The organism is Deinococcus multiflagellatus (assembly GCF_020166415.1).
Lineage (GTDB): Bacteria > Deinococcota > Deinococci > Deinococcales > Deinococcaceae > Deinococcus > Deinococcus multiflagellatus.
In genome coordinates, this window is record NZ_JAIQXV010000011.1 from 53,576 (window position 1) to 66,051 (window position 12,476).

Annotated in this window: 9 protein-coding genes and 4 tRNA genes; 5 read left to right on the top strand and 8 right to left on the bottom strand. The window is 70.2% G+C overall.

Annotation, left to right across the window (positions count from 1 at the left end):
• Positions 1-246: 246 nt before the first annotated feature.
• The 8 genes from K7W41_RS13490 to K7W41_RS13525 form a co-directional block, all read right to left on the bottom strand.
• Positions 247-1,035, bottom strand: a complete 789-nt coding sequence (locus K7W41_RS13490) for a Nif3-like dinuclear metal center hexameric protein (protein ID WP_380055228.1) — start codon at positions 1,033-1,035, stop codon at positions 247-249.
• 203 nt (positions 1,036-1,238) lie between these two features.
• Positions 1,239-1,315, bottom strand: a tRNA-Met gene (locus K7W41_RS13495).
• A gap of 34 nt (positions 1,316-1,349) precedes the next feature.
• A tRNA-Ala gene (locus K7W41_RS13500) sits at positions 1,350-1,425 on the bottom strand.
• A 57-nt stretch (positions 1,426-1,482) separates the two neighbouring features.
• Complete coding sequence (locus tag K7W41_RS13505; RefSeq protein WP_224609477.1) at positions 1,483-2,169, bottom strand: TrmB family transcriptional regulator; 687 nt, start codon at positions 2,167-2,169, stop codon at positions 1,483-1,485.
• Between the two features lie 218 nt (positions 2,170-2,387).
• Entirely contained in the window at positions 2,388-4,157 is a 1,770-nt protein-coding gene (locus K7W41_RS13510; protein WP_263489826.1) for a GAF domain-containing sensor histidine kinase, read from the bottom strand.
• Positions 4,154-4,924 carry an RNA methyltransferase gene (locus tag K7W41_RS13515; protein ID WP_224609480.1) on the bottom strand — a complete coding sequence of 257 codons (771 nt, stop codon included), beginning with the start codon at positions 4,922-4,924 and terminating at the stop codon, positions 4,154-4,156. The genes K7W41_RS13510 and K7W41_RS13515 overlap by 4 nt, the downstream gene beginning before the upstream one ends.
• Positions 4,921-5,853 carry a hypothetical protein gene (locus K7W41_RS13520; protein ID WP_224609483.1) on the bottom strand — a complete coding sequence of 311 codons (933 nt, stop codon included), beginning with the start codon at positions 5,851-5,853 and terminating at the stop codon, positions 4,921-4,923. The genes K7W41_RS13515 and K7W41_RS13520 overlap by 4 nt, the downstream gene beginning before the upstream one ends.
• On the bottom strand, positions 5,850-7,232 hold the full coding sequence (locus tag K7W41_RS13525; RefSeq protein WP_224609486.1) for a glycogen synthase: 1,383 nt from the start codon (positions 7,230-7,232) through the stop codon (positions 5,850-5,852). Before K7W41_RS13525 ends, K7W41_RS13520 begins: the two co-directional genes overlap by 4 nt.
• Positions 7,233-7,349: 117 nt before the next feature.
• Between K7W41_RS13525 and K7W41_RS13530 the strand changes: the two genes are divergently transcribed.
• The 5 genes from K7W41_RS13530 to K7W41_RS13550 all read left to right on the top strand — a co-directional run bounded on the left by K7W41_RS13530 (position 7,350) and on the right by K7W41_RS13550 (position 12,356).
• Positions 7,350-7,425: transfer RNA gene (locus K7W41_RS13530), tRNA-Ile, on the top strand.
• 9 nt (positions 7,426-7,434) lie between these two features.
• Positions 7,435-7,509, top strand: a tRNA-Val gene (locus K7W41_RS13535).
• A gap of 267 nt (positions 7,510-7,776) precedes the next feature.
• The gene (gene cphA / locus K7W41_RS13540; protein WP_396115683.1) at positions 7,777-10,593 is read left to right on the top strand and encodes a cyanophycin synthetase; all 2,817 of its coding nucleotides are present in this window, start codon (positions 7,777-7,779) and stop codon (positions 10,591-10,593) included.
• A complete protein-coding gene (locus K7W41_RS13545) occupies positions 10,586-11,488 on the top strand; it encodes an isoaspartyl peptidase/L-asparaginase family protein (protein ID WP_224609489.1) in 903 nt (300 codons plus the stop codon). The genes cphA and K7W41_RS13545 overlap by 8 nt, the downstream gene beginning before the upstream one ends.
• Positions 11,481-12,356 (top strand): cyanophycinase, encoded by an 876-nt coding sequence (locus K7W41_RS13550; protein WP_224609491.1) that lies wholly within the window; start codon positions 11,481-11,483, stop codon positions 12,354-12,356. The genes K7W41_RS13545 and K7W41_RS13550 overlap by 8 nt, the downstream gene beginning before the upstream one ends.
• The last annotated feature ends 120 nt before the right edge of the window (positions 12,357-12,476 follow it).

The following is a 12,476-nucleotide window of genomic DNA, read 5'->3' on the forward strand; positions in this document are numbered from 1 at the left end:
AACCAACTGGAAGGCAGCGGGGCAGCGTTGCAGGGCTGGACAGCATCCCTCTCATCAAGGGTGCGAACAGCTTCAACATTTCAGCGGCGGTGCCCTGGTGACCACGGCGCCCTGCTCCTCTCCCCTTGTGAGGGACGCGGAGAGTTGCAGAGCAGAGGTTGGGTGGAGAGTCAACGGGGTTGACGTCCCAGACGATGTTTTCGCAGCCGCCGCCTTGCCGGCTTTGAACACGGTCCGCGCTCTTGCTCACAGGCCAGTGGGGTGGTGCAGGAACTGCCAGGGCAGGCCGAACTGGTCTTCCAGGTGGGCGGCCAGGGCCCGCACGCCAAACACCTCGGTTTCGTAGTGACCGGCGTAGACCACGTTCACGCCGTATTCAAAGGCGTCGTGGAAGTGCTTGTGCTCGGGCTCGCCGGTCAGCAGGGTGTCCAGGCCCAGGGCCGCTGCCTCGGCGATGCTGCCCGCGCCGCTGCCACTGAGCACCCCCAGGCGGCGCACGGTGGGCGAGCGCCCGCCCCCATGCACCAGGCAGATTTCCCCGGTCAGCTTCTGCACCCGGTCGGCAAAATCCTGCAGCGACTGCTCAAAGGGCAGTTCGCCCGCCAGCCCGATTCTGGTTCCGGCCCACTCGCCAAAGGGCACCGTCTGCTGCAGGCTCAGCGCCCGCGCGATCATGGCGTTGTTGCCGACCTCCGGGTGGGCGTCCAGGGGAATGTGGGCGGCGTACACATTCAGGTCGGCCATCAGGGCGGTGCGCACCCGCTCGCGGTGGGGGCCGGTGATCGGCAGCGGCTGGCCCCAGAACAGGCCGTGGTGGGCAATCAGCAGGTCCGCGCCGCTGTCGGCGGCGTGTTGCAGCGTCTTGAGGCTGGTGTCCACACTGACCGCCACCCGGCGCACGGTGGGCGCGCCCTCAATCTGCAGGCCATTCAGGCTGGGGTCCTTGAAGCCGCCAATATTCAGGTACTCGCCCAGATAGCGCACGAGCTGGTCGCGCGGCACTTCGCCACGCCCAGGAAGAGACAGGTCCGACATGGCCGGCATTGTACGGCGCGGGGGGCAGCGCAGGCCGTGCCGGGGGGTGGGCGAGCGGAGGAATAGTGGTAGGCAGGCGCGTCGGTGGCACTCCTCAACAGCCCCTGACCCTGTCTGCACGCGCACGATCACAACTCTTTGATTTGACCACCTCTGTTATGCCCAAAAAGAAAGAACCCCGTCTGAGACAGGGCTCCTTGCTTTGGTGGCGATGCCCGGACTTGAACCGGGGACCTAACGATTATGAGTCGTTCGCTCTAACCAGCTGAGCTACATCGCCTTGAAAAACCCCGCCAAGCTGGCGGGGCCACTTCTGGTGGAGCTGAGGGGATTCGAACCCCTGACCTTCTGAATGCCATTCAGACGCGCTCCCAACTGCGCCACAGCCCCGTTTTTTGCTCGCCGTACTGGCGGGCTCAGATAGATTAACAGCGGCCCCCAGGGCTGTCAACTCTGCGGCGCGCTGGCGGGGGCAGCGTGCTGCGCGCTGAGCTGCACGTAGCCTTCGATCAGGTGAATGATGACAGGGTTGTGGGTGTGGACCCCGTGGGCGTCGCCACTGCCACCCTCTTCAATAAAGTGGGCGATCAGGGCCGCCTCGCCGTCGCGCGCCAGCAGGAAGGCGCGCTGGCCCGGCGCGGCAATGCTGGGCAGGTTCGCCAGCCCCGCGCGGTGCAGGGCCACGCCCCGGGGGGTCAGGCGCTCCAGGCGCTCGGCCAGGGCAGGTTCGCCGGCCATGTACAGGCTGCGGCGGGCATTCAGGGTCAGGTCTTCGCACAGGCTGCGAATGGCGGCCTCGCCGTACAGGTGGTACACCGCCTCGGGGGCAGGGTCGGGGGTCAGGCGCGAGAGGTCGCGGTCCAGGGCGCCCAGGCGGTCGTCAAAGGCGCGCCGGGCGCGGGCCAGGTATTCGCGGGCACTCAGGGGCGCGTATTCCAGGGGGTTCTGGCCCACCTTGGCGGCCAGCCCCCGGCCCTCCAGGCGCTCCAGGGTTTCGTAGATCTTGGGCCGGGGAATGCCGGCCTGCCGGGCCACCCGGGCCGGGACCGCGCGGCCCAGGGCCAGCAGGGCGGTGTAGGCCCGGGCCTCGTACTCGGTCAGTCCCAGGGCTTGCAGGTGAATCACGGCGCTCATCTGCCCCCCAGCATACGGGAGCCAGCCGCCCACGCAGCGGCGCGTCGCCTCTGAACTCCAAAAAATTCAGTCACCATTGCTGGAATGTTGCCGACTTAAGGGCGCTGCAGAGCGGCGGGGCTGAGAAAGAACAGCAGCGGATGTCCAGAAAATGGACCTCAGAGGCGGAAAGAAGCCACTTCTGGCCTACATGGTCTGAACATGCACAGCCGTTCGGCTCAGCCCTGGGGGAGTTCGGCTTCCACCAGGGTGCCGTGACCGGGGCTGGAGAGCACGCGGTAGGTGCCGCCGCGCGCCTCCACCCGCTCGCGCATCTGCAGCAGGCCCAGGCCGCCCGCGCTGCTCACCCGCCCGGTGATGGTGGCCGGATCAAAGCCGGCGCCGTCATCCTGCACCCGCAGGGTGACGCGTTCGCCGCCGTGCAGGGTTACCTTGACCTCCTGGGCGCGGGCGTGCTTGGCCACGTTGTTCAGGCTTTCTTGCAGGATGCGGAACACCACGGCCTCGTCGCCGGGCGAAAGCTGCACGTCGCCGCTGATGTTCAGCTGGGCGCGGATGTTGTTCTGCTCGCCGAAATCCAGCACGTAGCGCCGCACGGTTTCCAGCAGGCCGTAGCGTTCCAGGTCAATGGGGCGCAGCGCAAAAATGGAGCGTCGCACCTCGCGAATTTGCTCGCGCAGCAGCTGGGTGGCGGCGCGCACCTCGGCCTCGGCCTTGGCGGGGTCGGCGTGCAGTTGCCGGGCCACTATGTCCAGCTTCAGGGCAGCAAAGGCCAGCGACTGCGCCACGCCGTCATGAATCTCGCGCGCAATGCGGGCGCGCTCGTCGCTGATCGCCAGTTCCTCGGAATAGAGGTAGGCGCGGGCGTTGCGCACGGCCAGGGTGGCCTGCCCCGCCATCAGGGCCAGCAGCGACACCCGGGCGTCATCAAAGGCGCGGTCCCGGGCGTCGCCCAGCACGATCACGCCCACCAGCCCTTCCTCATCGCGCATGGGAATGCCCAGCACGCTGCGCGCGCCTGGAAAGACCCCAGCGGCGCCCTCGTCGGCAGCGGTCAGGGGCGCGCCCGCCTGCGCCACCTGCTGCGCAAAGGGCGGGGCAGGCAGGCCACCGGGTTTCTCGCCCTGGCGGTCCTGGGCATATTCCAGGCGCAGCACGCCGTCCTGGTCGCTGAGAAAGACCGCGCGGGCCTCGGCGCCGGCGCGCTCGGCCATGGTGCGGGTCACGCGCGAGAGCAGGCGGCGCATGTTGCGCTCGGCGCGGATGCTCTGGTCCACCGAGTACAGCGTCATCAGGTCCAGGGTGCGCTGGCGCACCGCCTCCACGCCGCGCGCCACCTCGGCGGCCAGGGCCTGGGCCAGGGCCTCGGTGGTTTCGGCCGGCGGCTGGACAAAGCCCAGGGCCAGGGCGCCGCCGCCGGGCACCGGCACTTTCAGGGTGTACGCCGCGGGGGTGGGCGCCGCCCCACCCAGGCCCCCCACTTCATTTCCGGCCGAGGCGCTGAGCCCCCCAGGAACAGTCAGGGTGGCGTGGACGGCCCCCGTCACCCGCAGGGCGCCCCGGGCCGCCACTTCCAGCACCGCGCCCATGTCGGGGGCGTCGGTCAGGTCGCGCATCAGGGCCTGCACCGCGCCCAGCTGGGCGTGGCTGGCGTGCAGCTGGCCGTACAGGTCACGCAGTTCACGCTCGGCGCGCTCGCGGGCGCGGGTGCCCTGGGCGATCCACTCCACGCTGAAATAGGTCACGGCGGGCCCCAGGAGGCCATAAAAGAGCAGGTGCGCCCATAGTTCCTGCCGGGGCACGGGCAGGCGCGAAATCAGGAATTCCACCACGCCCACGACCAGCACGATCAGGGGCGGCAGCACATTGCGCACCACCCGCACCCGGTCCGAGAGGCGGAAGCCGCGCTCTTCCAGGTGGGCGCGGTCCGGGTCCAGCGGCACGGGGAGGGCGGGCGTGTCCTCGGCGGGCCCGGTGGGGGCGCTCATGGGGTCTGGTCGTCCCCGTTCTCGCCGCCAGCTGCATCCTGCGCCGGACGCGGCTCGGCGGTGCCCCGGCGCGCGGCGTCCTCGACCTTCCAGGCCACCTGCCGCAGCAGGCCCCGGAACAGGCGGCTTTCGGCGCTGGTCATCAGGGCGCGGTCCAGCATGGCCCGCCACAGGCGCAGGGTGTGGCGGGCGCGCACCGCGTCGGTATAGCCGATCAGGCGCATGGTGCCCAGCAGGTGGCCGTACATGGCTTCCATCTCTTCGCGGGTGGCGGTCTTGCGGGTGCGCTCGGGCAGTTCGTCCTGGCCCTGCAGGAACTCGTAGCACACCAGCAGCACCGCCTGCGCGAGGTTCAGGCTGGCGTAGTCCCCGGTGGGCACCCGCACCGCCACCTGGCACTGTTCCAGGTCACTGTTGATCAGGCCGGTTTCTTCGGGGCCAAACACCAGGGCAGGCGCGGCGGCGGCGCGCACCAGCGGGCGCACATAGGCCGGGTGCTGGGGCGGGGGCAGGTCGGCGCGCAGGCGGGCGGTGGTGCCCACGCTCAGGTCGCGGTCAGCCAGGGCCTCGCGCAGGGTGGGGTACACCCGGGCCTCCCGCAGCAGGTCAGCGGCGTGTACCGCCATCGCCACCGCCCCGGAGTCCAGGTGGTCGCAGCGCGGCGCGACCAGCCGCAGGTCGCGCGCGCCCATATTCAGCATCGCGCGCGCCGCCGCGCCGATATTGCCAGGGGTTTTGGGAGACACGAGCACAACGGCCAGATTCACGCCCCGGATGCTACCGCGCCGCCCTCCCCTGGCGCGCCCTCCGCCGAGGCCAGAATGGGCGTCTCGTCGGTCACATGCAGGCCCCAGCCCAGGTCGTGGGCGAGTTCCTCGGGGGTGTCGCCCCAGGAATCCATGCTCAGGTGGGTGGCGCCCTGGGCACGCAACCGCGCGCAGACCTCGGCCAGCAGGGCGGCGCGCAGGGGCGTGTGGCGCCACAGGGGCTGCACCCCCGGGCCGTCCAGTCGGGCCACGCGGGCACCGTCCACGTCCTCCAGCGCTGCCCGGCACACGCCGATCCCCTGCCCTTCGGCGTCCAGGGCCACCACGCTCAGCGCGGGGTCAAAGCCGCCGGCACCGGCCTGGGCGGCTTCGGGGGTCACCGCATGGTGCCCGATGCGGTCCTCGAAACTTTGCAGGGCCTGCAGGCGGACCTGCGGGGCCGCGTCGGCCAGCGACACCAGCGCCACCCTGGGCGGCGGTGCGGCGACCCGGTAGGGCACGCGGCCTTCCAGGCGGCGGTAGGCGCCTGCCTCACGCCAGCCGGCCTGCAGCAGCGGCTCGGGGGCAAAGAGGTGGCCGTCGGCAAAGGCATACACCCGACCCAGGGCCTGCCGGGCCGCGCCGGCCAGCAGCCCGGTGACCTCGGCGCGGCGCAGACCGGCGAAGACCCCGCCCAGCAATTCCGCACCGTGGGCGGGGCTAGGCCGGGCCCCGGCGGCGCCCACCACCACCTCACGCGCCTGCCCGGTCACCAGTTGCACCTCTGAGACCAGCCACGCGGCCTCGCAGGTCTCGGCCATCCAGGCGACGTCCTCCGGGCCAGCGTCGTACAGGGCGGCCAGGGCAGGCGTCAGTGCCTGCGGGGCCACCGCTTCGACCTGCAGGTCGCCCAGTTGCACTCCGTCTCCCTGGGCTTCTGGCGCGGTCACGCCAGCCCCGCCACAGGGGTCAGGGGTGCGGCGCGCACCGCCTCGTACAGTCCCAGGTAAGCGCCCGCCGGGCCGTCCCAGCTGAAGTCCAGGGCCATAGCCCGCTTGACGCGCGCGCGCCAGTCCACGCGGTCCTCGCAGGCGGCGCGCGCCTCGCGGCAGGCGGCCAGGAAGGCCTCGGGGGTGGCGGGCCCAAAGCGGAAGCCCACGCCCTGCGGCACCGTGTCCACCAGCCCGCCAGTTTCGCGCACCACCGGCAGGGTGCCGTAGCGCATGGCGATCATCTGCGACAGGCCGCAGGGCTCGAAGCGGCTGGGCATGGCAAAGGCGTCGGCGCCCGCGTAGATGCGGTGGGCCAGCGGCTCGTTCATGCCGGCCGCGTAGGCCACGCGCGGGTGCCCGGCCCACTCCTGCAGCCCCGCTTCCAGGCGGGGATCACCGCCGCCCAGCACCACCACGTTCCAGTCCTGCACCAGTTCGGGCAGCGCCGCCAGCAGCAGGTCCATGCCCTTTTGCTCCGCAAGGCGGCTGACCACGCCCAGCACCGGGGCACCGCCCAGGCCGAACTCGGCGCGCAGGGCCCGGCCCGCCGCCACCTTGCCGCGCAGGTCGCGGTAGGGGCGAATGTCGGGGTCGGTGCGCGGGTCCCAGCGCTCCTGGTCCAGGCCGTTGAGGATGCCGCTCAGGCGCCCTTCCCCGGCCAGGCGACGCAGCAGGCCCTGCAGGCCCTCGCCGTAGTCGGGGGTCAGGATCTCGCGGGCGTAGGTGGGGCTGACGGTGGTGACCTGCGAGGCGAACACCAGCCCGGCTTTCATCAGGCTCACGTCGCCGTAGAACTCCAGGGTTTCAGCGGTAAAGGCCTGAGGCGGCAGCCCGGTCCAGCCCGCCGCCTCGTGCAGGTTCCAGCGGCCCTGGTACTGCAGGTTGTGAATGCTGAACACGCCCGGTATGCCGCGCAGCCGCGCCCAGGCCACCGCCAGCCCGGCCTGCCAGTCGTGGCCGTGCAGCACCTCGGGCACTGCCCCCAGCACCTCCAGGGCGGGGCCCACGGCGCGGCCAAACTGGCAGAAACGCCACACGTCGTCGGGGTGGTACAGCCCGGGGCGGTCAAAGACCGGCAGGCCCACAAACAGGTGGCGCACGCCGTGGGCCTCGGTTTCCCCCAGGCGCACCTCGCCCAGCGCGGGGTACCCCGGCGCCGAGAGCTCGCCGCGCCACACTTCCCGTACGTCCTGGCGAATGTCCGCGTACCAGGGCGACACCACGGTCACCTCGGCACCGTGCCGGGCCTGCACAGCCGGGAGCGCCCCCAGCACGTCCCCCAGGCCGCCCGAGCGCGAGAACGGAAAGACTTCCGAGGCCACATGCACTGCACGCATGTCCCGCACTGTACCCGAGGGCCCGCCCCTCCGGGCCCCACGTTTGACAACCGGCAAAGGGCGCTGCTACACTTCCCCTCGCCTTGAAGGCGGCTCTGCCACCAGCGGCGTGCCCACGGGCTCTTAGCTCAACGGTCAGAGCAGTCGGCTCATAACCGATTGGTTGCCGGTTCAAATCCGGCAGGGCCCACCACAAGCATCAGGGCGGTTAGCTCAGCGGTAGAGCACTCGCTTCACACGCGAGGGGTCGTAGGTTCAAATCCTATACCGCCCACCACACCAGACGAAGTCACCCCCGGTTTTCAGCCGGGGGTTCGTCGTTGGTACGAAAAGCCGGTCTGCCTCCAAAGATGAGAAGAGCGGGAGAGGGCAACCCAGTGTCCCCTGAAGCTGACGCCAAACTTAAAGGCGCCTTTAGGTCCCTCTCTGAGCGCGCTGAAGCTGGCTGAAGTGCCGAAGAGAAGAATGAGAAATGAGAGTGGGTGGGCGGGCTCTAGCCTCCAAAGCAGCCACGATGACGTGGCGACGCCCAAGGAGACCGCCCATGACCAATCCAGACCCTAAAGCAGGCGGGCCAGTGGGCTCGCCTGCCGCCGCTGCGCCCATGCGCGTGCTGGAAAAACAGATTTACCGTGGCCCGAACATCTACGGCTACGAACCCATGATTCGCTTTCAGCTGGACCTGGGCGCGCTGGAGCAGTTCCCCTCCAACACGCTGCCGGGCTTCACCGACCGTCTGGTGGCCCTTCTGCCTTCGCTGCAGGCCCACGGCTGCTGCTACCGCGCACCCGGGGGCTTCATCCGGCGGCTGCGGGACGGCACCTGGCTGGGGCATGTGGCTGAACACGTGGCGCTGGACCTGCAAACCCTGGCTGGCACCCGCGTCACCTACGGCAAGACCCGCTCCGTGAAGGGTCAGCCCGGCGTGTACAACGTGCTGTATTCGTACAAAGAGGAGCGCGTGGGCCTGCTGGCGGGCGTGGTGGCGCTGCGGCTGGTGCAGAGCCTCCTGCCCCCAGAACTGCAGGGCATACAGGGGCTGGCACGGCTCCTGCCGGAAGAAGCCGCGCGCCTGGACCTGGATTCCCCTTTCGACTTTCAGGCGGAACTGGGCGAACTGCGCCGACTGGTGCGCAAATTTGCCCTGGGGCCCACCACCCAGTCGCTGGTGAGCGAGGCCGAGCGCCGGGGCATTCCCTATCTGCGGCTGGACGACCAGAGCCTCGTGCAGCTGGGCTACGGCAAGTACCAGCAGCAGGTGCGCGCCAGCATCACCAGCAAGACGCCGCACATTGCCACCAGCACCGCCAGCGACAAGGACCTCACCAAGCGCCTGCTGGACCGCGCGGGCCTGCCGGTGCCGCAGGGCGTGGTGGTGCAGACGGCCGAGGACGCCGTGGCCGCCGCCCGGCGCCTGCGCGGGCCGGTGGTGACCAAGCCGCTGGACGGCAACCACGGCCGGGGGGTCTCGCTGAACCTGAGCAGCGACGAACAGGTGCGCCAGGGCTTTGAAGAAGCGCGCCAGCACAGCCGGCAGGTGGTGGTGGAGCAGTATTACACCGGCAACGACCACCGCGTGCTGGTGGTGAACGGGCAGGTAATTGCCGTGGCCGAGCGCATTCCGGCCCACGTGGTTGGGGACGGCCAGCGCACCATCACCGAACTGGTCGAGGAGCTGAACAAAGACCCCCGGCGCGGCGATGGCCACGAGAATGTGATGACCCGGATCACGGTTGACGGGCACGTGCGCACCCTGCTGGCACGGGGCGGCCGCACCCCGGACACCGTGCCCGCCGCCGGCGAGGTGGTGTACCTGCGCGACACCGCCAACATGTCCACGGGCGGCACCGCCGTGGACCGCACCGACGTGGCCCATCCGGAAAACGTGACCATCGCCCGCCGCGCCGCGCAGGTGATCGGGCTGGATGTGGCGGGCATTGACCTAATCACCCCGGACATCTCGAAGTCGGTGCACGCCACGGGTGGCGGCATCGTGGAGGTCAACGCCGCGCCCGGCTTCCGCATGCACCTGCAGCCTTCAGAGGGCACGCCGCGCAACGTGGCGGCCCCGGTGCTCAGCATGCTCTTCCCGAAGGACACCCCCTGCCGCATGCCGATCATCTCGATCACCGGCACCAACGGCAAAAGCACCACCTCGCGCATGGTGGCCCACATCCTGCGCCACGCGGGCAAGGTCGTGGGCCTGACCACCTCCAACGGCATTTACATTGACGGCGAGCAGATCGTCAGCGGCGATACCACCGGCCCCAAGAGCGCCAAGGTGGTCCTGAGCGACCCCAACGTGGAAGTCGCGGTGCTGGAAACGGCCCGGGGCGGCATTCTGCGCGAGGGCCTGGGCTTTGACCGCTGCGACGTGGGCGCGGTGCTGAATATTCAGCCCGATCACCTGGGCCTGAAGGGCATTGAGACGGTTGAAGACCTCGCCTGGGTCAAGTCGCTGGTGGTGGAGGTGGTCACGGACCACGGCACCAGTGTCCTGAACGCCGACGATCCCCTGACCCTGCGCATGCGGCGCAAGGCGGGCGGCCAGATCACGCTGTTTTCCATGAATGGCGGCAACGCCTGCTCCCGGGAGCTGCAGGCGCACATTGCAGGGGGCGGTACGGCGGTGGTGCGCGAACCCACGGTGCTGGGCGACGAGATCGTGCTGTACGAAGGCGGGCAGCGCCGGCCCATCATGCGCGCGCGCGATATTCCGGCCACGCTGGGGGGCTACGCCCAGGTGAACGTGCAAAACGCCCTGGCCGCCGCTGCCATTGCCGCCGCGCAGAATGTGGACCTGAGCGTGATCCGCTCGGCCCTGGGGTCGTTCTCCACCTCCTTTGCGCAGAGCCCCGGCCGCCTGAACCTGTATGACGGCCACCCCTTCCGGGTGCTGCTGGACTACGCGCACAACCCGTCTGGCCTGGAATACCTGAGCGAGCTGGTCTCGCACCTGCGCCCGCCGAAGGGCCGCGTGATCGGCGTGATGGGCGTGGCCGGCGACCGCCGCGACGAGGACATCGTGCGCATGGGCGAAATTGCCGCCAACACCTTTGACCACCTGATCATCCGCGAGGACGAGCTACGCCGGGGCCGCCGGGTGGGCGAGGGCGCCGCGCTGGTTCAGCAGGGCGCGCGCCGCGCCGGGGCCGAGCCAGAGCGCCTGACCACCATCTTGAACGAGGCGGAATCGGTGGAGTGCGCCCTGCGGCTGGCCCAGCCAGGGGACCTGGTGATCCTGCTGGCCACTGAGGTCGAAGACACGTGGCAGCAGATTCTGGACTTTGACAGCTCGCACATTCCGCGCGGCGCCCTGCCGCAGCCGGCCAGCCAGGGCCAGGGGGCTTCGCATGACTGAGGGCCAGGGCACAGGGGCACAGGACTGCTGGGCCATCATCGTCCACGGGGGGGCCACCGAGGTGCCACCCGAGAAGCAGGCCGCCAGCCGCGCGGGGGTGCTGGCCGCGCTGAGCGCCGGGCACAGGGTGCTCGCCGGTGGCGGGAGCGCCCTGGACGCCGTGGAGGCCGCCATCCGCGTGCTGGAAGACGACCCCACCTTCAACGCGGGCTACGGCTCGGCCCTGAATGCCGACGGCAAGGTGGAGATGGACGCGGCGCTGATGGACGGCCAGACGCTGGAGGTGGGCGCGGTCGCGGGCCTGCCCGGGGTACGCCACCCGGTCAGCGTGGCGCGCCGCCTGCTGCGCGAGCCGGAGATCTTGCTGATCGGCCCCGGCGCCCACCGCTTTGCCACGGAACGCGGCGCCGAGCTGTGTAACCCAGACGAGATGATCGCCCCCGAACAGCGCGCCGCGTTTGAATCGCACGACACGGTGGGCTGCGTGGCGCTGGACGGGCAGGGGCACCTTGTGGCTGGGGTGTCCACGGGCGGCCTGAGCGGGCAGCGGGTAGGGCGCGTGGGCGACTCGCCCCAGCCGGGCTGCGGCTTTTACGCTGAAGACGGCGTGGGCGCCGTGGCCCTGACCGGCGAGGGCGAGAGCATTGCCCGCATGATGGTGGCCGCCCGGTTCATGCACCGCCTGCCCCAGCAGGCCCCCGAAGATGCCCTGCGCGAGGTGCTGGAGGCCATGCGCACCCGCGTGGGCGGCACGGCGGGCGGCATTGCGCTGACCCCCGGCGGCCAGATTGGGTGGTGGCACAACAGCCCTCACATGCCGGTCGCGTACCTGCACGCGGGCCTGGAGCGCCCGCACGTGTACTTACAAAAAACGGAGGAACACCACGGTGGCTAAAGACCAGGAGCAGCACACCCAGGACAGAGACCACCAGGAGCGGGGCGCGCGTCTGGGACGCGGCACCCTCATCATCATCGGCGGGCACGAGGACAAAGAGCGCGGGCGCGAGATTCTGAAAGAGGTGGCCCGGCACGTGGACGGCGGGCGGCTGGTGATCGCCACCGTGGCCTCGCACAAGCCCGAGGGGTATTTCGAGAGCTACCAGCAGGGCTTTGATGGCCTGAACGTGGGCGAGCTGACCGAGCTGTACATAGACGAGCGCCCCGAGGCCTCGCACCCCGAGAAGCTGGCGCTGTTCGACGGCGCCCGGGGGGTCTTTTTCTCCGGGGGCGACCAGCTGCGCATCACCAGCCAGATTGGCGACACGCCGCTGGAAGCGCGCATCCGCGAGGTCTACGAGCGGGGCGGCGTGGTGGCGGGCACCTCGGCGGGGGCCTCGGTGATGTGCGAGACGATGCTGGTCAAGGGCCCCAGCCGCGAGTCCTACCGCATAGGCGACCTGCAGATGGCGCCGGGGCTGGGGCTGGTGCGCGGCGTGATTATTGACCAGCACTTTGCCGAGCGCGGGCGCATGGGCCGCCTGCTCGGCGCAGTGGCCCAGAACCCGCGTGTGCTGGGCATCGGCATTGACGAGGACACCGCCATCGTGCTGCAGGGGGGCCACTTCCGCGTCATCGGCAGCGGCGCGGTGTACGTGGCCGACGGTGCCGGCATCACCCACTCCAACATTGCCGAGGCCCGCACCGACGAGCCCCTGTCGCTGTACGACGTGCGCCTGCATGTACTCTCGGCGGGCGACGCCTTTGACCTGAACCGCCGTGCGCCGCTGCCCGCGCGCGACCTGGACAGCGGCGCCGCGCAGTAACACAGGGGGACGCCGCCCCGTCTTGCGGGAGGGCCCCCAACCGGCAGGGACTCCCTTCTCCAGCTGACCGGTCATGTCCGGACCATCCAGGGCTGCGCTGGATGGTCCCACCTTTGGCGC

Coding starts and splice junctions, on each gene's coding strand:
- K7W41_RS13510 (WP_263489826.1), bottom strand. CDS start 4,157: ATGAGCGCCCCCACCGGGCCCGCCGAGGACACGCCCGCCCTCCCCGTG.
- cphA (WP_396115683.1), top strand. CDS start 7,777: ATGACCAATCCAGACCCTAAAGCAGGCGGGCCAGTGGGCTCGCCTGCC.
- K7W41_RS13545 (WP_224609489.1), top strand. CDS start 10,586: ATGACTGAGGGCCAGGGCACAGGGGCACAGGACTGCTGGGCCATCATC.
- K7W41_RS13490 (WP_380055228.1), bottom strand. CDS start 1,035: ATGTCGGACCTGTCTCTTCCTGGGCGTGGCGAAGTGCCGCGCGACCAG.
- K7W41_RS13505 (WP_224609477.1), bottom strand. CDS start 2,169: ATGAGCGCCGTGATTCACCTGCAAGCCCTGGGACTGACCGAGTACGAG.
- K7W41_RS13525 (WP_224609486.1), bottom strand. CDS start 7,232: ATGCGTGCAGTGCATGTGGCCTCGGAAGTCTTTCCGTTCTCGCGCTCG.